This window comes from Streptomyces sp. NPDC001480, assembly GCF_042894725.1.
Taxonomy (GTDB): Bacteria; Actinomycetota; Actinomycetes; order Streptomycetales; family Streptomycetaceae; genus Streptomyces.
The window spans coordinates 250,903-271,973 of sequence record NZ_JBIAVX010000008.1; the positions used below are offsets into that span (position 1 = coordinate 250,903).

Consider the following 21,071-nt stretch of genomic DNA (forward strand, 5'->3'; position numbering starts at 1 on the left):
TACGTCATGAGGTGGCCCTGGGCTCGGCCGGTGACCGGCCGACGATGTCCACCACTGCCCCGAGCCGCAGCCTCCCGTAGAGCCACTTCGCGTCCGAGGACCTCAGTCCGATCCAGCCGGTGGTGACGTCGCGGTTGCCAGGGGCCTTCTCGTCGTACGGCATCGCGGCGAGGTACGTCTCCTTGCCGTCGTCCGCCCGCAGGCGGATCACCAGTGGAAGCGTGTAGCGATAGCCGGATCCGGCCCGCATGCCGATTTCCTTCGGACTCACCAACCGCGTCCTGGTCTTGGCGATGACGGTCATCCGCCCGGTCGGGGTCGGTGCACCCGGGAGGCCGGACGAGACGGGCAGTTCGCGGCCCCCGACGGCGAGGAGCCGGGTCGAGAGGTCCACCCTCGCGTCGGGTGCCACCCGCGGGCTCGACGTGCCGGTCGGACGCGCGGCCGGCGGGGACGTCCGCCCGGCCTCCGGGCCACCCGGGCGCAGCACCAGGGTGAGCACCACGGCGACCGCGGCCACCGTCCCGGCGACGGCACCCGTACGACGGCGACGGCGGCGCAGCCCGGCCCGACGACGGATCTCCGCACCCGACGCGGACGGCGACGTCTCCCCGGCCTCGGCCAGCTGACGCAGCCCGGTGGTGAGGTCATCGGACACGGTCGTCCTCCCGCTCCCCGTCACCTTCGGCCAGTTCGCGCGCCAGCGCCGCCCGGCCACGGGACAGCCGGGCCTTCACCGTCCCCACGGGGGCACCGGTCTCGGAGGCTACCTGCTCGACACTCAGGTCGCACAGGTGGTGCAGGACCACCGCCATCCGCTGCGCCTCGGGCAGTCGCCGCAACGCCGCGACCAGATCGGCGAGATGGGCGGGCCCGGACTCGGGTCCCGGCGTGTACTCCGGCGGCGGAGTACGCCGCACCAGTTCCAGCCACCGCTTCGCCCGCCGCCAGCGGCTCACCGCGAGCCGCATGGCCACGGTCCGGATCCACGCCTCGGGGGCCCCGTCCCCCAGGAACTCCTGACGCCGGTCCCAGGCCCGTACGAACGCCTCCTGTACGACGTCCTGCGCCTCGCCGTGGTCTCCGGTGAGGGCGTAGAGCTGGCCGGTCAGCCGGGGGAACGCGGCGGCGTAGAAAGCGTCGAACTCTTCCTCGGTCATGCCCCCGCCATGAATTTCCCGATGTCCCGTGCAACCCGGCGGTCGGCGCCGTGCGTACAGGTCCCGTACGCCGCACATGGAAACACATCGCAGGGGGAACACCATGACCAGCAGAGCCAAGTCCCGTCGAACCGCCGCCGCTTGGGGAGCGGCAGCGGTCTGCGTCCTCGCCCTCGCGGGCTGCTCCCAGAAAGCGGCGGCCGAGGGTGCGGCCCGTACGGGCACGGAGGCGAAGGCCGGCGACCGACCGACCCCGACCGCCTCCCGCACCCACTCGGCTCCAAAGCCGCTTCCAGAGCTGGCCGGCGCACGCCTGAACATCGCCGAAGGCCAGACCGTGGGCGTCGGCATGCCGATATCCGTCACCTTCAGCCACCCGGTCCCGGTCGCGCGACGCGGCGTCGTGGAACGCCGGTTGAGGGTCAGCACCGATGTCGAGGGGTCCTGGAGCTGGGTCAGGGACCGCAATCTGCTGGACGGTCAGCGCGTCGACTTCCGGCCCCACACGTACTGGAAGCCGGGCACGAAGGTCACCGTCGGGGTCGGATCCTCCCTCACCCGGCACTTCACCGTGGGGCGCTCGCTCGTCGCCACCGTCGACGTGCGCACGCACGTGATGAAGGTCGTCGAGAACGGCTCGACCCGGACCGTCCCGATCACCGCCGGCGCACCGGGCATGGACACCTGGAACGGCACGATGGTCGTCTCCGACAAGGCGCCGAAGGTCTTCATGAACTCCAGGAGCGTCGGTTACGGCGACGCCTACGCCGGTTACTACTACTACGCCGTCCACCTGACCGCCTCGGGCACGTACCTCCACCAGAACCCGAAGGCGGACACGTACGCGGGCCGCCAGAACGTCACCCACGGCTGCGTCGGCCTCGCCGACGACGGTACGGCGAAGCGCTTCTACGACCAGGTCATTCCCGGTGACGTGGTGACGGTCGTCGGCTCCAAGGACACGGTCGCCCCCGGCAACGGCTACGGCGACTGGAACGTGGACTGGGACGACTGGCGGGCGGGCAGCGCGCTGAGGTGACGTATGAGGGCGGCGAGCCGGGGCCGGGATGCGTTGAGGACGGTTCCTGGGTCGTCGCTCTCGCGGAGGAGGACGGTGCCTTGGCGGGCGGCGAGTTCGACGCGGTCGTCGGAGTCGCCCCGCCCGAGATGCCCTGCCGGTGCGGCTGGTCGGGGTCGCGAGGTGTACGTGTGGTGCGAACTGACCGCGAAGCCTGCGGAGCAGGGCACCCCGTGGGGCAAACCCCCGTAGACACAGGCCAGTTGGCGGGATGTCGGTGACGGACGGGTCAGGCGAAGCTCGTCCGTATGACGAAGATCAAGCGAATCGCAGCCCTGCTCGCCGCCTCAACCGCCGTCCTGAGCCTCGCCGTACCCCTCGCCACGGCCTCCGCTGCGACGGCCGGCAGCGCCAGGCCGCCGCACCTCCACTGGACGAAGTGCGAGGGAACAGGTCTCGATCCACGGCAGCAGTGCACGACCATCGAGGTGCCGATGGACTACGCCGACCCGCACGGCGAGAAGATCACCCTCGCGTTCTCCCGCATCCCCGCCGAGAACCCGAGGACACGCCGCGGCGCCCTGTTCCTGATCCCCGGCGGACCGGGCGGCGGCAGCCTCGACCAGCCTTCGAGCAAGGGGCAGAAGCTGCCGCAGGAAGTACGGAACACCTACGACCTGATCGGATTCGACCCCCGGGGGTACGGCCGCTCCACCCCGGTGAGCTGCGGCATGGAACGAGGTGACCTCGCCCGGACCAAGCTCCTTCCCTGGCCCGCCCCCGACGGCTCCATCGAGGCGAACATGGCCACCGCGCGCCGGATGTCGGAAGCCTGCGCACGCAACGGCGGCCGGTTGGTACAACACATCAGCAGCGCCAACGAGGCCCGCGACCTCGACCGCATCCGGGCGGCGCTCGGCGAGCGGAAGATCTCCGCCTGGGGCGTGTCGTACGGGACGTACATCGGCGCCGTCTACAACGAGCTGTTCCCGGACCGCACCGACCGTTTCGTGCTGGACAGCAACGACAACCCCGACGTGCGGGTGGAGCGTGCCTGGTTCGCCGCGTACGAGGGGGGCGTCGAGGACAACTTCGCCGAGTTCGCCGAGTGGGCGTCCCGGCCGGGCAACCCCGAGCGGGTGGCCGGGACCCCGGCCGAGGTGCGTCGCCTCTTCCTCCGCCTCGCCGCACACCTCGACCGTGAGCCCCTCCCATGGCCCGGCGCCACCCCGGAAGAACTCAACGGCAACGTGCTCCGTCAGACGATGCTGGACAGCCTCTACGACCCCGACGACTACCCCGCCCTCGCCAAGCTGATCCTGGCCGCCCGGAAGGGCACCGTGCCGCCCGCCCCCAAGGCGCCGCCGGAGCCGGTCCTGCAGAACGTCACCGCGGTCGTCGCCGCCACCGTCTGCAACGACGTCGCCTGGCCCACGTCCGCGGCCGGGTACGAGAAGGAGGTCGCCGAAAGCCGCGCCAAGTTCCCGCTGACCGCGGGCATGCCCAGGAACGCGCCGGTGTGCGCCGCCTGGCCGTACACACCGAAGGAGCCCCCGGTACGGATCACCGACCGCGGCCCCTCCACCGTCCTCATGGTCCAGAACCGGCACGACGTGGCCACCCCCCTCAGCGGCGCCCTCGAACTCCGCCGGGCCCTCGGCCGGCGCGCCGTCATGGTGACCGTGAACTCCACCGGCCACGAGGCCTACCTCGCCAACGGCAACGCCTGCGGCGACCAGGCGGTCTCCCACTTCCTGGCGACGGGTGAACGGCCGGCGCGGGACGTCGTCTGCGACTAGGCACGGCCTGCGGCCGGCACCGGCGCCCTCCGGGACACGGAGGGCGCCGCCTCTGCCGTCGCTCGGCCCTACTCGCCCTTCGGCCCCGCCTGCTGCACGACCTCGAAGGACCACAGGGTCGAGCCGGAGGCCGCCGGCCTGGGCCGCTCGCCGCCCTCGCCGCCGCCCTGGTGCGCGGACTTCATCGGGCCCTCCATCCACGCCTGGAAGGACTCCTCGTCCCGCCAGCGCGTGTAGACGAGGTACTGGTCGGTGCCCTCGACGGGCCGCAGCAGCTCGAACCACTCGAAGCCGTCGGAGTTCTCCACGGCGTGGGCCCGGGAGGCGAACCGCTTCTCCAGGGTCTCCCGCTGCTCGGCCGGCACGGTCAGTACGTTGATCTTGACTACGCTCATGACCCCATCCTGCCCCCTCGCGCGCGACAGCGCTCAGGCGGCAATGGCCTGGATGGAGGTGAACACGTAGAACAGCAGGACGAGCACGAATCCGCCCCCGGCCACCAGCCCCGACACCAGGCCGAGCTCGTGGCCGAGCATGATCGGCCGCCAGGCCAGGTACTGCGCGACCGTGAACGCGCCTCGGATCGTCTGCACGGGTACCGACCAGGCCTGGTACTGCAGGGAATCCGCATCCGGGACCAGTGTGAATACCGGTGCCATGACGAGGCCCCCGATCACCGCGCAGATGATGAAGGCGATCAGCGCGCCTTCCCCCAGCTCGTCGTCCGCGAACGCCTTCCAGCGGCCCGCGGCGAGCGTGGGCAGGTCCTTGGACTCGTTGACGTACCCGCCCAGCTCGGGCGCGGACCGGGCCCACAGGATGTCGAGGCGGGTGCCCGCGCGGGGCTTGTCGTAGGTATACGCGCCCTTCACGGTGAGGCGTCGCGGGCCGTCGGACACCGTGACCACCAGCCGTGAGGCGTAGCCCTTGATCTGGTCCTCGTCGTCCCGTTCCGCCCTTGTCGCGAGCGGCTTCCCCACGACCCTCGCCGTGCCGACCTCGGCGCCCGCGTCACGCAGCTTCTCGACCCGGTCGTTCGTGGACATCGTCATCAGGCAGGCGAAGAAGGCACCGGAGGCGAAGGCCACCAGCAGCCATACGGCGGCGGTGCGGCCCTTGACCCAAGGCTCGGAGCCGTCGACGGACAGCGTGTCACCGAGGTCACCGAGTGTTTCCCGGGGCTTCCGCGTAGCCGCAGCACCCTTGGCCAGGGACACCCCGTCCGCAGGCTCTCGCTCCCGCCGGGTCACCAACACCAGCGCCCACAACGCCACCACCCGCACGCCCGCACACCCGGCGGCCACCCCGCCCCACACCAACGGCTCGTGCCACGGCCGTCCCATCGGGCCGGCCCCCAGCAGCCACGCGCACGCGACCGCTCCCGCCACCCACCCCACCAGCCCGCACAACCGCACGAGCCACGCCAGCGCAGACGTCATCCGTCCCTCCCCCATGGCCCATATCTTCCAGTCCCTTCCCGGATCCACAACAGCCCCGAAAAACAACCGAATTCACGTACAACCCTTACGCCCCACCACAGGTCTCCTGATCGCCGACCGCTCCTGTGCGGAGCACGAACACCGCACCCCCGGACGGTCGCACGCCATCGACTGCGGATGCCCTGACCCGGCATCCCCGCATGCAGCAGGAGACCCCGCATGCACAAACCCCTGCGACTCGCCCTCGCGACGGCCACCGCTGCCGCGCTGACGGGCGGTCTGCTCACCTTCGCGGCAACGACCGCCTCGGCCGCCGACTCCACCGCGGTCGCGAAGGCCGACTTCAACGGCGACGGCATCGGCGACGTGGCGACCTCCGCCGCCACCGCCTACGTCAGCGGCCACAAGGACGCCGGCCAGGTCATCGCCCTGTACGGCTCCGCCTCCGGCGTGACCGCCGCCAAGCGCACCACCATCAGCCAGAACACCGCCGGCGTCCCGGGCACCGCCGAGGCCGGTGACAAGTTCGGCATGGCGCTGGCGTACGCCGACTTCAACGGCGACGGCTACGACGACCTCGCCGTCGGCTCCCCGCAGGAGAAGGTCGGCACCGACACGGGCGGCGGTGCCCTCGCCATCCTCTGGGGCTCCGCGAACGGCCTCACCGGCAAGAGCGTCGACGTCCCCGACCCGGCCACCGGCTCCCACGACTACTGGGGCAAGAACCTCGCCGCCGGCGACTTCGACGGCGACGGCAAGGCCGACCTGGCCGTCGGCAACTCCTCCAACACGATCTACGTCTACAAGGGCGGCTTCAGCAACTCCGGCACGCCCGGCGGACGCACCACCGTCAAGCCGCCCATCCAGAACGGCACCAACGACTTCCCGAACGGTCCGCTCAACCTGACCGCCGGTGACGTCAACGGCGACGGCCGCACCGACCTGATCGTCGACGGGTTCGAGACGCGGACGAGCCACGGCTGGAACACCAACTACTGGCTGCCCGGCACGGCCAACGGCCTGAGCACGTCCTCCGCCAAGGTCCTCAAGTCCGGCGTCATCACGGGCGTCGGCGACATCAACGGCGACGGCTTCGGCGACATCGTCAGCGGCGCCTCCTGGGACACCAGGGACGACGCCGGCACAGCCGTCCCCGACAGCGCCAAGGGCGGCCGGGTCGCCATCACCTACGGCACGGCCTCCGGACCCGGCACGACCAAGTCCGTCAACCAGGACACCGGCAACGTGCCCGGCACCTCGGAGACCGGCGACCGCTTCGGCTGGGACCTCGACCTCGGCGACGTCAACCACGACGGCTACCAGGACCTCGTCGTCAGCTCCCCGATGGAGGACATCGGCGGCGTCACCGACACCGGCCAGGTCACCGTCCTGTACGGCTCCGCCACCGGCATCAACACCGCCACCCGCGCCCAGTCCTTCGCCCAGAGCACCGCGGGCGTCCCCGACAACGACGAGAAGCAGGACCTCTTCGGCGTCGACGTCAAGCTCGACGACATCACCGGCGACGGCAAGGCCGACCTCCTCGTGGGCTCGTACGAGAACGGCGGCGACGGCGCCCTGACCTACCTGCCGTCCAACGGCACGAAGATCACCACGACCGGCTCCCGCGCCATCTCCGCGAGCGCCGTCGGCGTGTCGACGACCGGCACCCCGCAGTTCGGCTCCCTCTTCGCCGACTGAGCCTTCGGCTCGGTGATCGCCCGGTGACCTCCTCGGAACACCCCTGGGGGGTCCCTGGGGAACCCCTTAGGGGATGTCACAGGTCGGCAGCAAAGCCGGGCCGGAAGGCCGGGCCCGGCACGTCACTCCCGGGGACCAGGTACGTTCGATGACGTGGCTGGATTCAGGATCGGACGCGGGGGCCGGAACGGCCGTGCCCCGCAAGGACAGCAGGCCCCACGGGGACAGCAGGGCCCGCAGGGACGGCAGGCCCCGCAGGGACCGTCGTACGGCAGGCAGGCGCCGCAGGGGCAGGGGCCGTCGTACGGTTACCCCTCGGCGCAGCAGCCGTACCCGCACCCGCAGCAGCGGCCGCAGTACGGCGGTGCGGCGGGCGGGGGCGGCCACTGGCCGCAGGCGGGCGGCGGCCACCCCGGTGGCGACGGCCCGGAGTACTTCGGCGACGGCTACGGCGACAGAGGCGGCTACCCGGGCCAGGGCGGCGCCCCGGACCCGTACGCGGCCAACAGTCCGGGCCACACCCAGGCCTTCTCGGTCGACGAGGCAGCTTCCTACACCCAGGGCGAGACCTACCACGCGGGCGCGGCGGCCCCGTCCGGCCCGATCGGCCCGCCCCTGCACTGGAAGGAACTGCTGCGGGGCATCGTCCTGACCCCCAACCCGACCTTTCTGCGGATGCGGGACTACACGATGTGGGGCCCCGCCCTCATCGTGACCTTCCTCTACGGTCTCCTCGCCGTCTTCGGCTTCGACACCGCCCGCTCGGACGCGATCAACGCCACGCTCTCCAACGCGGTCCCGATCGTCCTCGTGACGGCCGTCGCGATGGTCCTGTCGTCCTTCATCCTGGGCGTGGTCACCCACACCCTGGCCCGCCAGCTCGGCGGCGACGGCGCCTGGCAGCCCACGGTCGGCCTCTCCATGCTGATCATGTCCGTCACGGACGCGCCCCGCCTCGTCTTCGCCATGTTCTTCGGCGGCGACGCCGGCTTCGTCCAGCTCCTGGGCTGGGCCACCTGGGTCGCCGCGGGCGCCCTGCTGACCCTGATGGTCAGCCGCTCCCACGACCTGCCCTGGCCGAAGGCACTGGGCGCGTCGGCTATCCAGCTGATCGCGCTGCTGTCGATCGTGAAGCTCGGAACGTTCTGAGCAGCTCACACGCGCTCACGCACACGAGGAGGGCCCCCGGCCACGACAGCCGGAGGCCCTTCTTCGCTGACGGCGGGCGTCGAGCCCACTGTCATCAGGCGTCGAGAACCTGCCCCGCCCGCCTGACGACGGGGGGTTCGACGCTCCACGGGAAGTTGATCCAGTCATCGGTCCGCTTCCACACGTAATCGCACTTCACGAGGGAGTGGGACTTCTCATAGATCACGGCGGACCGCACCTCGGCGACCGTGTCGACGCAGAAGTCGCGCACGAGCTTCAGCGTCTTCCCCGTGTCGGCGACGTCGTCGGTGATGAGCACCTTCTTGTCGGAGAAGTCGATCGCGTTCGGGACGGGAGCGAGCATGACGGGCATGGGAAGAGTGGTCCCGACACCCGTGTAGAACTCGACGTTCACCAGGTGGATGTTCTTGCAGTCGAGGGCATAGGCGAGCCCGCCGGCGACGAAGACCCCGCCGCGCGCGATGCTCAGCACTATGTCGGGCTCGAACCCGTCGTCGGCGATGGTCTGCGCGAGTTCACGCACGGCGGCGCCGAACCGCTCGTAGGTCAGGTTCTCCCTGATGTCACCCATGGAGCCGCCCTCAGACCTGGGTCCGGTGGAAGTTGAGGAAGGACCGCGAGGCGGTGGGCCCGCGCTGCCCCTGGTACCGGGATCCGTACCGTTCGCTGCCGTAGGGGTGCTCGGCCGGCGAGCTGAGCCGGAACATGCACAGCTGGCCGATCTTCATGCCGGGCCAGAGCTTGATGGGGAGCGTGGCCAGATTGGACAGCTCAAGGGTCACGTGCCCGCTGAACCCCGGGTCGATGAACCCGGCGGTCGAGTGCGTGACGAGCCCGAGCCGCCCGAGGGAGCTCTTCCCCTCCAGCCGCGAGGCAAGATCGTCGGGCAGCGTGATGACCTCGTACGTCGAGGCGAGGACGAACTCCCCGGGGTGCAGGATGAACGGCTCATCGCCCTCGGGCTCCACGAGCCGGGTGAGGTCCACCTGCTCGACGGAGGGGTCGATGTGCGGGTACCGGTGATTCTCGAACACCCGGAAGTAGCGGTCCAGCCGCACGTCGATGCTCGACGGCTGCACCATGGATTCGTCGTAGGGATCGATCCGCACCCGCCCGGCGTCGATCTCGGCCCGGATGTCCTTGTCTGAGAGAAGCACGTCCCGAGGATACGCAAGGCGCGCGGAGCCGTGACAATCGTGACGACTCCACGCGCCGGGCTACAGCTGTCGTGGTTGCTGGTGCTTACTGCTGGCTACTGCTCGCTACTGCCGGCTATCGCTTCTCAAGAGCCACCGGCACGACACTGCGCAGCCGGGCACACCGTGGACACCGCATGAGCCGGCCGGGGCCGAGCCGCTCGGCCTGTTGCATCGGGAACGAAGCGGTGCTGAACACGTGCCCATCGGCACAGCGGACGACGGTGCGTTCCATCAAGTCCAAGAGTCCCTTCCCCAAGAGCCGCGTCTGGCTAACTGCCCTGACGACAAAAGCCACATTACGGGATCAAAGAGACGACTCTCCAGGCGGCACCCCGGCCCCGCCCGGCCCCTCTCCCACCCCTCCACGGTACGCCCCAACTCGGTTCCCCCGCAGCCGGATCCCATGCCCCTGAAACGCGCCCAGGCCCCGGGTCCCGAGCACCCAGGGCCTGCGATGAGGTACAGTGAGCGAGCGTTCGGCCACCGGCTCCGCCGGGGTCCGTCCGTCTTACGCGGGTGTAGTTTAATGGTAGAACATCAGCTTCCCAAGCTGAGAGCGCGAGTTCGATTCTCGTCACCCGCTCCAGATTAAAACCCCAGGTCAGTGACCTGGGGTTTGTTTGTTGTCCAGATCGATTCGGGGCCTGCGTGACCTCCGCGCGCACGCGGCACAAGCCCCTTGCGGGAACGGGTACTTGACCGCCGAGGCGTCAGAGCGGGAGGTCGTCGGGGAGTACCCGGAACGCCTTGTAACGGCCCAACGGGCGTACGGCCCGGAAGTCTCGTCGGTCGAGGGTGAGGATCGCGTCCGTGTCGTAGTCGGCGGCAAGCGCCACGTTCACCGCGTCGGCGAGGTCGAGGTCAAGCGCGCGGTAGCGGACACGGACGGACTGGGCGGCACCCAGGTGGTCCTCCGTGATCTCCGGCAGAACGACACGGCCCCGGCTCATCCAGCGCCGCAGGTCGTCGACCGCGCTGACGGCGGCCTCCCTGCCGAGCTCACGCGTCGCCACGTGATCCAGTTCGGCCAGCAGGAGCGGGGACATGACCAGCAGACCCGCCGCCATGATGGCCTCGTTCGCCGCCCCGTGTTCCGGGTGAGCCGAGTCCAGGGCTGCCAGAAGGCCGGACGTATCCGCGATGACAATGATCACGCGGCGGATCCGGAGCCCGAGCCGGTCTCACGCCGGACGGCCTCGGCGACCGTGTCACGGACCTCCGACTTGGACAGCGTGCGCCCCGACCCCTCGAACGTGCGCGAGAACAGCGGCTCGTCCCAGACCCGGTTCGCCATGGCTGCAAGGTGGATGCCCTGGCGGATGATCTCGGCCTCGCTTATACCCCGGCGCTTGGCGGCCTCCTTGATGATCGCCAGGTCCTCGGGGTCCGCGTAGACGTTCGTGCGCTTCATGGACATGTACCAAGCGTAGTCCATGTACCGGATTGATGTATGCAGCGTTTCCCCGTTGCCGAGGGCCGGCCGAGCACACCTCACAGGCCGCGTCCGGGCGCCTCCTGGGGAGAGGGGTATGTCATGGGGTTCGGTTTCCGTGTCGGTGTGCCCGGGGTGAGTGTGCGGGTCTCCACTCGAGGAGATCCTGCTTGGGCTCGGCCTCGGTGAAGTGATGACCACCGCGTTCCAGGGCGCGACCGCAGGCATACACCACGAGGATTCGGGTGTCGCCTCGGCGCTGATCAACACCGGCCAGCAGGTGGGTGGCTCGATCAGCACGGCGCTGCTGACCACCGTTGCCTCGTCGGCCGCGACCGACTAGCTGTCCTCGCACAAGCCGGGCGCACCGACCCCGACCCACGCCGGGGTCGAGAGCTGCACGGCCACCCTGGCGTGGGGCGCAGGGTTCTTCGTGGTCGGCGCTGTCCTTTCGCCGCTCCTGATACCGAATGCGCCTCTGGCGCCGTCGGAGGGCGAGCCCGTGATCGCCCACTGAGTCTGAATGCACCGCGGTGAGAAATGCCTGCGCTGATTGGTGCCCTCATGGCACAACTCGGCGCAGGAAGAGGGGCATCTCCGAGTTGGCGCCCAAGCGCCGAAAACCGATCGGTTTCCAATGCGGCGGAATCGAGTCAACCTCGCAATATGACCACCGAGGCGAAGTCAAGCTCCCGAGAGCGGCTGCTGGAGGCAGCGGCCACGCTCACCTACCGAGAGGGCGTCAGCATCGGCGTTGACACGCTGTGCAAGGCGGCGGGGGTTTCGAAGCGCTCCATGTACCAGCTGTTCGAGAGCAAGGACGAACTTCTGGCAGCGAGCCTGAAGGAGCGCGCCGCTGCCCACGTGACCACTCTCCTGCCCGAGTCGGACGACGGCCGGTCACCCCGTGAGCGCATCCAGCACGTCTTCGAGCAGGTGGAATCACAGGCAGGGGCACCCGAGTTCCGAGGCTGCCGGTACCTGGTCGTGCAGATCGAGCTCAAGGACGAGAATCACCCCGCGAGCCGGGTCGCCCATCAGGTCAAGGACAACCTGACGGCCCTCTTCCGCGCCGAGGCAGAGCAGGGCGGAGCGAGCGATCCCGACCTGCTGGCCCGGCAGCTCAGCCTGGTCTTCGACGGTGCCGGCGCCCGCGCGGGGATCGGAGCCGACAACCTGACCGGGCTCGTCGCACCCACCGTGACCACCCTGCTCGACGCAGCAGGCGTGCGCTGACACATCACCCGTCCAGGACTCCCTGAGGCGCATCCCACAGCCGGCCTCGTGCGGGTGCCGTCCTCCCTGGTGAACCGTGGGGACGAAGGGCTCCCGCGAGCCGGATGCCCGCGGGAGCCTTTCTGCCGTCGGCGGCGTTTGGGCGCCGACAGCGCCGACCCGGGCGGTGTCCCGTCGGACGCCGGAAGCCCCGCGTCGATCAAACGGGCGCTCCGCCGCCGGGATCGGTCAGTGCACGGAGTTGGCGGCGGCGACGATGGCTCGGTCGACCGCTCCCGGGCTGATCGAAGGAACGTCATGGCCCGAGCGGGTGTAGCTGATGTGGGCGCCCACTCGGTTGGCCTCGAACTTCTGGGCGGCCGTCGGCACGGCGTGGTCCTCGGTCGCTATGACCGCCCACTTCGGCGTCCTCGCCGGCGGATTGACCGTGGCCTTGTCGGTGAAGGCCGAGAGGGCGACCGGCTCCTGAGCCACCGAAGCGAGATTGATGGCCGACTTCGACAGCCCGTTGCCGTACACGGTCCCGTACTTGTCGGCCTTGAGGTACACGTCGGTGTCACCGCCGGGCAGGGGAACGGTGCGGAAGTTCTCCGAGGTGAGCTGCGACCCGGGGAACTGCCCGATCAGGGAGCCGGCGGTTTCTCCGCCTTGGGGATGAGGGCCGCCACGTACACGAGGGCCTTGACCTTCGACGTCTTTGCGGCGACCTGGCTGACGACCTCGCCCGCGTAGGAGTGGCCGACCAGTACGACGGGGCCCTTGACGGTCTTGACCTGTGCCTCGACATAGGCACTGTCGTAGGCCAGGCCGCGCAGCGGGGTGTCGATCGCGAGGACCGGGTAGCCGTGGCGTCGCAGGTAGCCGATCTCGCTGTTCCAGCTGGAGGAGTCGGCGAACGCCCCGTGCACCAGGACCACCGTCGGCTTCGCGCGGTGCGCCGTCTGCGAGGCGACGGCGTGGTCGTTCGCCTGGGTCGTGACGGCGCTCGCGTTCGTCACGGCCAGCGAGGCCACGACCGCGCCACTCACGAGCCCGGCAGCCGCCAGCGCTTTGATTCGAGCGGTGGACTTCATGTGGTGTTGTTCCTCTCGGGTTGTCCAGCCGAATCGGTATGGGGAAGCGGCGCGGTCCGCAGGGGAACGGAAACCGTATTTTTTGCGGCCGGCGGCGCTTCGCAGAATCGACTATGGCGGCCGCATCGGCGGAAGGCTAATGCCAATCCTGCTTCTTTCCATGTCGATCCGGCATGAGCCGGCGGACGCTCCCCGCGTTCTTCGATATTTCCGGCGTCGAATTCCTGGTGCTTAAAGCGCGGAGAACCGCCCGCGCTTGCTTGCCGGTATCTGTCTCACCCACGCAGCGGTGTGGGCACTGCTAAGTGCACGGCGTCGACGGTCTGCGTGTCGCGGAGCCTCGGTGATGCCGAGGGAACGGCAACAGTGAGGTTCTTGTGGCGCATGGTGGATGAAACGCTCGTCGGAGCGGTGATCTACGCACTCACGTGCAGGCTGCCCCGCCGCCGAGGGGGCTGATGCCGAACCGGCATGCCGGTCCACCGGATAGGCATTGGCGACGAACAGCCGGGCCGGGCCAGGATGTTCGACGTGACCCGCTTCGACCTCGGGGTGCCCGGCGCGGCGGCGGTGACACACCGCCTGGTGACGGCCTTGATTACCTGAGCGCGGCGATCGTCGAGCCGGAGCGCTCATGCGGCATGCGTGCCGACGGTGGCCGGGCCGGCAGTCCCACCCCCACGTCCTCGGGTCCGTGCAGCGAAGCCCGCTCCGTACCCGTCCCTTTCCGGAACCAGGAGATTCCACCATGTCCCGCCGAATCCTGATCGCCTGCGCGAGCTTCGGTTACCTGTTCATCGCGCTGTTCTTCGCCGCCCTGTTGATCGCCCACTGGATACCGCCGATGGCGCCGAGCTGGTCGGCGGAGCGGGTGGCTGCCTTCTATACGGACCACGCCAACTCGATCCGTGCCGGACTCGTGGTCATGCTCGTCGGCGCGGTGGTGACCGCGCCTTTCGTCGCGGCGCTGTCGAGCCTGATCCGGCGCATCGACTCCCGGCTGGCGCCGATGGCCGCCACACAACTCGTCTGTGGTGCCGCGAACGTGGCCGCGATCTTCGTACCGGTCCTGATCTTCACCGCGACGGCCTACCGGCCGGACCGCTCGCCCGACATCACGATGGCGCTCAACGACACGGCCTGGATCACCCTGGTCATGAACGCCTTCCCGGCGATCGGGCAGGCCACCGTGGTCGGAGTGGCGATCCTGGCCGACAAGCGCCCCACGCCGCTCCTGCCCCGCTGGGCCGCGTACCTGAACTTCTGGATGGCCTTCCTCTTCCTGCCGAGCATCCTGCTGACCTTCTTCAAGGCCGGCCCCTTCGCCTGGAACGGCACCCTTTCGTTCTGGGTCGCGGCCGGCGCCTTCGGCGCCTGGTTCCTTCTCATGACGACCCTGATGGTGCGGGCAGCGGCCCGGGTGGACGACGACCGGGCCCCGGCCGTCCTGGAACCCGCGGTATGACCGCCACCGCGGCCCGGACCGAGCACTCGGCACCCGAGCGCCACCGCCACATCCCCGGCGAGCCCGGTCTCTGGGTCTTCCTCCTCGGCGACATGATCATGTTCTCGGTGTTCTTCGGCTTCATCGCGGTACTGCACGGCCGGTACCCGAGGATGTTCCGGGCTTCTCAGCAGGCCCTCCATCCAGACCTGGGACTGGTGAACACACTGCTCCTGCTGATCGCGTCGGCGCTGGTGGCCCGCGGGCTGCGGCAGCTGCGCTCCGGCGGACCCGCGCGGACACTGCCATGGGCGCTCCTGTGCGCGCTCGGGTTCGCCGCCGTCAAGGCCTCCGAATACGCGCTCGTGATCCACGACGGACATACACCGAGCAGCAACGACTTCTTCATGTACTACTTCGTGTTCACCGGCATCCACCTGGCCCACCTGGCGATCGGGCTGGGCGCGCTGACGGTCCTCATCGTCCTGTCCCGTCGGCCGGCCCTGAGCCGGGGCCAGGTGCTGGTCGCCGAGGGGGCGGCCGCGTACTGGCACATGGTGGACCTGCTCTGGCTCGTCCTCTTCCCGCTCTTCTACCTGGTGGCGTGACACATGTGGGTCTTTCCGGTACTCGTCCTGGCCACGCTGTCGAGCTGGCTGCTGGGCATCGAAGGCAGCACGTCGACCCCGATCGGCTGCGCGGTCGTGGCGATCGCGCTGATCAAGGTACGCCTGGTCGGCCTGCACTTCATGGAGTTGCGCGACGCCCCGGCAGCCCTCCGCGGCGCTTTCGAGGTCTACGTCGTGGCCACGGGCGCCACTCTGCTCACTCTCTACCTGGTCCTCTGAAAGGCCAATGGCCAATGGCAAATGCCCATTCGGCATGAGCGACGACACCATCGGCATTGGCGATGGCCGGGCAGGCGGCCTCCTACACGGGCCAGACCGCCGCGATCCTGGCCGGACCTTCCATCGGTGGACTTCTGGTCCAGCTGGCGGGTGTACCAGCGGCGGTCGGCGTGGACGCGGCCACCGCCGTCACGGCCGCGGGCCGGATGTGGGGCCGATGCCGGAAGGCGGCGCGGGCGGGCGCTCGTGAGCTCAGCGTCCCGTGCAACTGTGGTGGCAGCGGCTGACGTTGGGGCTCGTCCCGTCGGTCTGACCATGGTGGACCGGTCGAGGGGGACCGCGCCAATGCCAATCTGTTCGATTGTGAAGCCGTTTCGGCATATGCCGTGATGGCTGTGGCTACGATGAGCCGCATGGACCTCGACATACGCCGGGTGCGTTACTTCGTGGCCGTGGCCGAGGAGTGCAGCTTCGTGCGGGCGGCGAGCCGCCTCTACATGACCCAGCCGGCGCTCAGTCGCCAGATCCGCGCACTGGAGGAGGATCTGGGCGTGGTCCTCTTCCTGCGTGACCGGCAGGGCACCGTACTGACGCGGGCGGGGCACCAGTTGCTGGAGGACGCCCGGCCGATGCTGGCGATGGCACAGGCGGTGCAGCAGCGGGTGCGGACGGCGAGCCGGGAGGTGAACCAGTTCACCATCGGCTTCATGCCGGGCGTCATCGTCACCCCCATCGTGCGGGAGTTCGCGCGGATGGCGCCGCAACTCGACATCGATGTCGTGCACACCGCGATCACCGACCAGGTCGACTTCCTGCTCGACGGGCGGGTCGACGTCTGCTACGTCCGACTGCCCCTGCCCGAGGGCATGTTCGAGGTGGTTCCGCTGTTCCCGGAGCCCCGTGTGGTGGCGCTGTCCAGTGAGCATCCGTTCGCGGAACTCAAGGCGGTGCACGTCGACGACCTGCGTGACATGACCCTGCTCCAGGATCCGAAGGACGTGCCGGAATGGCGTGGGCGTGTCCCGCGCGATCCGGTGGCGGCGCCGGGAGACGCCGGACGGTTCCCGGTGACGATCGAGGAATGCCTGGAGACCGTCGCCTTCGGGGCCGGATGTTATGTCATGCCGGCCGGCATGGCCGGCTTCTACCGCCGTGACGACGTCGTCTACCTGACGCTGGAGGGCGTCGCACCGCGCATGGTCGCCCTGGCCTACTCCAAGCACCGGACCATGCCCGAGCTGCTCCAGTTCGCCGAGCTCTCGCGCCGCATGCTCGGCCCGGGCCCGGACTGACGCCCGGCGCGGGCCGTCCCTCCGTGATCGGTGATCGCGTGCCTACGCCCAGCAGCCGTTGACCGTGGCGGCCAGGCCGTCCAGGGCGTCCTTGGTGGCGGCCGGGGTGGCTGTGGAGCCGTTCTCCATGAAGGAGAAGACCTTCCAGCGGCCGTCCTTGGCCTTCGTCAGCCCGCTGAGGCCGAGGGCGCCGGTGAGGGTGCCCGTCTTGGCCTTGACCTTGCCGACGGCGCACCGGGAGTGCGCGGTGTCGAAGCGGCCCCATTCGGGCCCGAGGGTGCTGCCCGCCTCACCTGCCACGGGCAGTCCGTCGACGACGTACTTCAGGGTGCTGCTGTGGCGCGGGTCGGCGGCGACGTCGAGGATGTCGGCGAGGGTGCGCGCCGGGATGCGGTTGGCGCGGGAGAGGCCGCTGCCGTCGTGGATCACGAAGTGGTCCAGGGATACGCCGTAGTGGGTGAGCACCGTGCGTACGGCCGCCGTGCCGCCCTCGAAGGTGGCCGGGCGGCCGGAGGCGAGCGCGGTCATCCTCAGCAGCGTCTCGGCGATGTCGTTGTCACTCACCTTGAGCATGTGCTTCACGATGACGGACAGCTGGTCGGACTGGTGCCGGGCCACAGGAACGTCTCCGGTGCCGGCGGTGCCACGGGTGACCTGCCCGGTGACGGTGACGCCCTGGTCGGTGAGGAGTTGCGCGAAGGATCGTCCGGCGTCCAGGGCGGTGTCCGTGACCATGCGGCCGTCGACCACCAGGGCCCGCACCGGGGCGACGGTGTCCGGGTAGTAGCCGGTGTTCCAGCCCGTGGCGAGCGTGGGCTTGGGGAAGAGGCTGTCGTCGACCCGGACCTTCACCGAGGTGAGACCCGCGTTGCGCAGCCCCGCGGCCGCCGTCTCGGCGAGCGCGGCGAGGTCGCCGGTGGTCAGCGTGCGGTCTCCTCCCCCGACCAGGGTGAGGGTGCCGTCACCGTAGACGACCTTCGTGGTGAACCGGTGGCCGGGGCCGAGGACCGTCAACGCGGCGGTGGCCGTGCCGAGTTTGGTGTTGGAGGCGGGCATCAGAGCGGTGGTCGCCTTGTGACCCCAGACGGTTTTGCCGGAGTCGGCGTCGATGACGACACCGCTGAGCGTGTTGCCCAGCCGGGTGTCCTGGGCGCGTGCGTCGAGGTTCTTCGCGATCTTCTGCTCGGCGGAGTCGAGTGCGGCGACCTTGGCCACGGGCTTGTCCGCGGCGAACGCCGACGGGGCGGCCAGGACCGAGCCGGCGACAGGGGCGGTCAGTGCGGCAAGGGTCGCTCGGCGGAGCGACGGACTGGGAGTTCTGGCCTTGCGGTGCCGCCCACGCGCATGGGCCACGGAGAGGGATCTGAGCATGCGAGAACCTCGGTGCGCTGTGCGGGGACGGGAAGTCTGCCGTGGATCTTGGAGACGAGATTAGCGATGAGGTTTCAGCTCGGGATGGCTGTTCGGTAAAGAGATCACCAGGTGGCCTCGGGGGCCGCAGGCAGCCGAGAGTGCCCTCGCTTCCCTGCCGGGAGCGAGGGCACTTGCGTTCCGGTTACTGCACGTCCACGAAGTCGCCGGCTGCCGTGACGGCCGGGGTCGTGGTGGTGCCTGCGAAGTTCCAGCGCCAGTAGCCGTCTTCGGACGCGGGGGCCGTGGTCGCCAGGTTGCCGGTGCTGGAGGTGTTCACGGTCTTGACGGTGGTGTAGGCCGACGTACCGGCCTTGCGGAACTGGAGCTTGACCGGCTGGTTGGCGTAGCCCCGGTAGTCGAGGGTGTCCCAGTTGGCCCGGGTGAGCTTGCCGGTGACGGTGAGCGTCCTGCCCTTGGCGATCGGCTCGGGACCGGCGTTGGCGGTCAGCTTGGAGTGCCGCTGGAGGCGGACGGTGGAGTAGGCCCAACGGTCGGTGTAGCTGCCGTCGTTGGCCGACACCTGGACTTCGGTCTTCCAGGTGCCGGCGTCGGCGTTCTTCAGCCACCAGTCCGGTTCGAAGGTGAAGGTCTTCGAGCAGGTCGACGTCGTACTGCTGGAGACGACGCAGTCCGCCGAGGTGTTGTTCTCGTTGGTCTCGACGAAGCTGTCGGCGCTGAAGTAGGGGTCGGTGCCGTCCGGGCCCCGCCACAGGTAGAAGTCCGCGTCCCAGATGCCCGACGGGTCGGTGGCGGTCACCGAGACCGTGACCGTCCTGTCGGCCGTGTCGACCACGATGTCCTTACCGCCGTTGACGACGAGGCTGTCGACCTGGATGTCGCCCACGTTGTCGTCCGCGTAGGCGCCGGGGACGACGAAGCCCGCCAGTCCGGCGACGGCGGTGAGTACGGCAATGGCAGCGCGCTTGCGCATGTATCTCCTTCACGGAGCGATGAGTGGGAACCGCCGAGCCGAGTACGGCGGGGCAGTTGGTGCGGCAAGGAAACGACGCTTCGACGAACGCCGATGACGTGCTGCACGCGATGCCACTCTGCTCCCCCGGTTCACATCGAAATGGCTCAGGCACAGTCGGCACACGGACTGTCCGCAGTGTCCAGCGCACCTGCCTGGTCAAACGTCACCCGGCCGTGGCAGCGCTCGACATCCGGTGCGTGAGGTCGCCGTGGCGGTGTCCGGGGTGCGCGAGTCCGCCCGTCGCCGTGGCGGTACCGTATGCGGCAGTCGATCGCGCGTTCTACGATCGCTGACCAACAAGGGGGTTTCATGGAACATCGCCGCCCGCGCCATCTTCGTAGAGTCATCGCCAGGGCGATCGGCTCGGCGGGTGTGCTGGCCCTCGCGCTGGGCGTGGGGACGACACCGGTGATGGCCGCCGGGAAGACGTCCGACAGGCCTGCGAACACCGGGTCCCCGGCGGGCACGCCCGCCCCGAAGACACCCTGGGCGCCTGAGAACGACGAGCTGCCGCTGCACCACAAGCCCGTCCATCCCGAGGCGCTCACGTCCGCCCGCACCGCCGGGTCCGGTCTCCAGCTCACCATGCCCGCGCCGACCGGGCCGAACAGCGTGGGCATGGTCGGCCTGCACCTCGTCGACTCGTCCCGTACGGATCCGTACGTGGGCGGCAAGCGCGAGTTGATGGTGTCGCTCTTCTATCCGGCCACCTCGACGTCCGGGCACTACCAGGCGCCGTGGATGCCGTCGATCTCCGGCGCCCACTTCCTCGGCACGCGCGGGCTGTCGCCGCAGCAGGTGACGCTGCCGAAGACCGCGGGCCATGTCCTCGCCCCGGTGAAGACCTCGCTCGGCAAGCTGCCCGTCCTGCTGTACTCGACCGGGCTGCACTCGGACCGCGCGATGGGCACCGCGCTCGCCCAGGACCTCGCCAGCCGCGGCTACCTGGTCGTCATCGTGGACCACACCCACGACGCCAACGAGGTTCAGTTCCCCGCCAACCGGCTCGAGCTCAACAGGATGCCTTCGGGCGCCCACTCCTCCGACACGCTCAAGGTGCGCGCGGCCGACATCAAGTTCGTCATCAACGGGCTCGGCAAGATCAGCAGTGGCAGCAACCCGGACTACGGCCACGCGACGCTGCCCTCCGGGCTGTCGAAGAACGTGGACATGTCCCGGATCGGGATGTTCGGCTGGTCGCTGGGCGGCGCGGCGGTCGACACCGCCATGCAGCTCGACACGCGGATCAAGGCCGGTGCCAACCTGGACGGCCAGTTCTTCGGGACGGCGCCGAGCAAGGACCTCGACCGGCCCTTCATGCTCTTCAGCTCCGGCTCCCACAACCGCAACAACGACTCGTCGTGGCGGACGCTGTGGTCGCACCTGAAGGGGTACAAGGTCGACATCAAGCTGAAGGGCGCGGCGCACCTGTCGTTCAGCGACAACGAGTACCTGGTGCCGCAGTGGGCGCGCCTGGTCGGGATGTCCCAGACCCAGGTCCAGCAGCAGTACGGCACGATCGACCCGAACCGGGCGGTGAAGGTCCAGCGCGACTACCTCGCCGCGTTCTTCGACCAGGAGCTGCGCAAGAAGCACAGCACCCTGCTCGACGGGCCCACCAGCAAGTACCCGGAGATCTCGTTCGTCCCCTGACGGGACGGCTGACCGGACATCCGAAGGGCCGGGCCCGCTCGCGGGTCCGCCCTTCGGCGCGTGTGGGGGTCCCGCATGTGCCGCCGCCGCGCGGAGTCCCATTGTCTAGTACGACACACGGCGCGAAAGTGTGATGGTTTTGCGAGCACCGGGGGCTAAAATGTTCGTCTTGTCGAACATTTGGGCGCTCGGCGCCAGTTGAGGAAGGACCCGCTCCCCTG

General features: G+C 69.5%; 23 protein-coding genes and 1 tRNA gene. 12 read left to right on the top strand and 12 right to left on the bottom strand.

Annotated features, from left to right (window positions below):
• Positions 1-4 precede the first annotated feature (4 nt).
• Positions 5-658, bottom strand: coding sequence for a L,D-transpeptidase (locus ACFY01_RS21510; protein WP_390737311.1), 654 nt, complete (start codon positions 656-658; stop codon positions 5-7).
• Positions 648-1,160, bottom strand: a complete 513-nt coding sequence (locus ACFY01_RS21515; RefSeq protein ID WP_390737312.1) for a SigE family RNA polymerase sigma factor — start codon at positions 1,158-1,160, stop codon at positions 648-650. Before ACFY01_RS21515 ends, ACFY01_RS21510 begins: the two co-directional genes overlap by 11 nt.
• A 103-nt stretch (positions 1,161-1,263) precedes the next feature.
• Between ACFY01_RS21515 and ACFY01_RS21520 the strand changes: the two genes are divergently transcribed.
• On the top strand, positions 1,264-2,199 hold the full coding sequence (locus ACFY01_RS21520) for a L,D-transpeptidase (RefSeq protein WP_390737313.1): 936 nt from the start codon (positions 1,264-1,266) through the stop codon (positions 2,197-2,199).
• Positions 2,200-2,486: 287 nt separating this feature from the next.
• A complete protein-coding gene (locus ACFY01_RS21525; protein ID WP_390737314.1) occupies positions 2,487-3,977 on the top strand; it encodes an alpha/beta hydrolase in 1,491 nt (496 codons plus the stop codon).
• Between the two features lie 68 nt (positions 3,978-4,045).
• Here ACFY01_RS21525 and ACFY01_RS21530 read toward each other — a convergent pair whose 3' ends face one another.
• Positions 4,046-4,372, bottom strand: a complete 327-nt coding sequence (locus ACFY01_RS21530) for an antibiotic biosynthesis monooxygenase family protein (protein ID WP_390737315.1) — start codon at positions 4,370-4,372, stop codon at positions 4,046-4,048.
• 33 nt (positions 4,373-4,405) lie between these two features.
• Positions 4,406-5,416, bottom strand: a complete 1,011-nt coding sequence (locus tag ACFY01_RS21535) for a hypothetical protein (RefSeq protein WP_390737316.1) — start codon at positions 5,414-5,416, stop codon at positions 4,406-4,408.
• A gap of 219 nt (positions 5,417-5,635) precedes the next feature.
• Between ACFY01_RS21535 and ACFY01_RS21540 the strand changes: the two genes are divergently transcribed.
• Positions 5,636-7,117, top strand: coding sequence for an FG-GAP and VCBS repeat-containing protein (locus ACFY01_RS21540; protein WP_390737317.1), 1,482 nt, complete (start codon positions 5,636-5,638; stop codon positions 7,115-7,117).
• Positions 7,118-7,270: 153 nt separating this feature from the next.
• The gene (locus ACFY01_RS21545; RefSeq protein ID WP_390737318.1) at positions 7,271-8,266 is read left to right on the top strand and encodes a YIP1 family protein; all 996 of its coding nucleotides are present in this window, start codon (positions 7,271-7,273) and stop codon (positions 8,264-8,266) included.
• A gap of 94 nt (positions 8,267-8,360) precedes the next feature.
• On the opposite strand, the gene ACFY01_RS21550 is transcribed toward ACFY01_RS21545, so the two are convergent.
• Both ACFY01_RS21550 and dcd read right to left on the bottom strand, forming a co-directional pair.
• The gene (locus ACFY01_RS21550) at positions 8,361-8,858 is read right to left on the bottom strand and encodes a phosphoribosyltransferase (protein WP_390737319.1); all 498 of its coding nucleotides are present in this window, start codon (positions 8,856-8,858) and stop codon (positions 8,361-8,363) included.
• A 10-nt stretch (positions 8,859-8,868) separates the two neighbouring features.
• Entirely contained in the window at positions 8,869-9,444 is a 576-nt protein-coding gene (gene dcd, locus ACFY01_RS21555; protein ID WP_132856835.1) for a dCTP deaminase, read from the bottom strand.
• A 554-nt stretch (positions 9,445-9,998) separates the two neighbouring features.
• Between dcd and ACFY01_RS21560 the strand changes: the two genes are divergently transcribed.
• A tRNA-Gly gene (locus ACFY01_RS21560) sits at positions 9,999-10,072 on the top strand.
• 124 nt (positions 10,073-10,196) lie between these two features.
• Here the strand turns inward: ACFY01_RS21560 and ACFY01_RS21565 are convergent.
• Together ACFY01_RS21565 and ACFY01_RS21570 are read right to left on the bottom strand one after the other, a co-directional pair.
• Complete coding sequence (locus tag ACFY01_RS21565; protein ID WP_390737320.1) at positions 10,197-10,640, bottom strand: PIN domain-containing protein; 444 nt, start codon at positions 10,638-10,640, stop codon at positions 10,197-10,199.
• On the bottom strand, positions 10,637-10,903 hold the full coding sequence (locus tag ACFY01_RS21570) for a CopG family transcriptional regulator (RefSeq protein ID WP_356052442.1): 267 nt from the start codon (positions 10,901-10,903) through the stop codon (positions 10,637-10,639). The genes ACFY01_RS21565 and ACFY01_RS21570 overlap by 4 nt, the downstream gene beginning before the upstream one ends.
• Before the next feature lie 208 nt (positions 10,904-11,111).
• Between ACFY01_RS21570 and ACFY01_RS21575 the strand changes: the two genes are divergently transcribed.
• Both ACFY01_RS21575 and ACFY01_RS21580 read left to right on the top strand, forming a co-directional pair.
• Positions 11,112-11,261, top strand: a complete 150-nt coding sequence (locus tag ACFY01_RS21575; RefSeq protein ID WP_390737321.1) for a hypothetical protein — start codon at positions 11,112-11,114, stop codon at positions 11,259-11,261.
• Between the two features lie 323 nt (positions 11,262-11,584).
• Positions 11,585-12,154 (top strand): TetR/AcrR family transcriptional regulator, encoded by a 570-nt coding sequence (locus tag ACFY01_RS21580; RefSeq protein WP_390737322.1) that lies wholly within the window; start codon positions 11,585-11,587, stop codon positions 12,152-12,154.
• A 228-nt stretch (positions 12,155-12,382) separates the two neighbouring features.
• On the opposite strand, the gene ACFY01_RS21585 is transcribed toward ACFY01_RS21580, so the two are convergent.
• Together ACFY01_RS21585 and ACFY01_RS21590 are read right to left on the bottom strand one after the other, a co-directional pair.
• Entirely contained in the window at positions 12,383-12,703 is a 321-nt protein-coding gene (locus ACFY01_RS21585; protein ID WP_390737323.1) for a hypothetical protein, read from the bottom strand.
• A gap of 74 nt (positions 12,704-12,777) precedes the next feature.
• Positions 12,778-13,227, bottom strand: a complete 450-nt coding sequence (locus tag ACFY01_RS21590; RefSeq protein WP_390737324.1) for an alpha/beta fold hydrolase — start codon at positions 13,225-13,227, stop codon at positions 12,778-12,780.
• A gap of 748 nt (positions 13,228-13,975) precedes the next feature.
• Here ACFY01_RS21590 and ACFY01_RS21595 point away from each other — a divergent pair.
• The 4 genes from ACFY01_RS21595 to ACFY01_RS21610 all read left to right on the top strand — a co-directional run bounded on the left by ACFY01_RS21595 (position 13,976) and on the right by ACFY01_RS21610 (position 16,811).
• Positions 13,976-14,692, top strand: a complete 717-nt coding sequence (locus ACFY01_RS21595; protein ID WP_390737325.1) for a hypothetical protein — start codon at positions 13,976-13,978, stop codon at positions 14,690-14,692.
• Positions 14,689-15,279, top strand: a complete 591-nt coding sequence (locus ACFY01_RS21600; RefSeq protein WP_390737326.1) for a cytochrome c oxidase subunit 3 — start codon at positions 14,689-14,691, stop codon at positions 15,277-15,279. Before ACFY01_RS21595 ends, ACFY01_RS21600 begins: the two co-directional genes overlap by 4 nt.
• Positions 15,280-15,282: 3 nt before the next feature.
• Positions 15,283-15,519, top strand: a complete 237-nt coding sequence (locus ACFY01_RS21605; RefSeq protein WP_390737327.1) for a cytochrome C oxidase subunit IV family protein — start codon at positions 15,283-15,285, stop codon at positions 15,517-15,519.
• A gap of 413 nt (positions 15,520-15,932) precedes the next feature.
• On the top strand, positions 15,933-16,811 hold the full coding sequence (locus ACFY01_RS21610) for a LysR family transcriptional regulator (protein WP_390737328.1): 879 nt from the start codon (positions 15,933-15,935) through the stop codon (positions 16,809-16,811).
• A gap of 42 nt (positions 16,812-16,853) precedes the next feature.
• Here the strand turns inward: ACFY01_RS21610 and dacB are convergent, their stop codons facing one another.
• Together dacB and ACFY01_RS21620 are read right to left on the bottom strand one after the other, a co-directional pair.
• Positions 16,854-18,182 (bottom strand): D-alanyl-D-alanine carboxypeptidase/D-alanyl-D-alanine-endopeptidase, encoded by a 1,329-nt coding sequence (gene dacB, locus ACFY01_RS21615; RefSeq protein ID WP_390737329.1) that lies wholly within the window; start codon positions 18,180-18,182, stop codon positions 16,854-16,856.
• Positions 18,183-18,366: 184 nt separating this feature from the next.
• Positions 18,367-19,155: a calcium-binding protein gene (locus ACFY01_RS21620; RefSeq protein WP_390737330.1), complete on the bottom strand. Its 789-nt coding sequence runs from the start codon at positions 19,153-19,155 to the stop codon at positions 18,367-18,369.
• A 351-nt stretch (positions 19,156-19,506) separates the two neighbouring features.
• Here ACFY01_RS21620 and ACFY01_RS21625 point away from each other — a divergent pair, with 351 nt between their 5' ends.
• The gene (locus ACFY01_RS21625; protein ID WP_390737331.1) at positions 19,507-20,850 is read left to right on the top strand and encodes an alpha/beta hydrolase family protein; all 1,344 of its coding nucleotides are present in this window, start codon (positions 19,507-19,509) and stop codon (positions 20,848-20,850) included.
• Positions 20,851-21,071 lie beyond the last annotated feature (221 nt).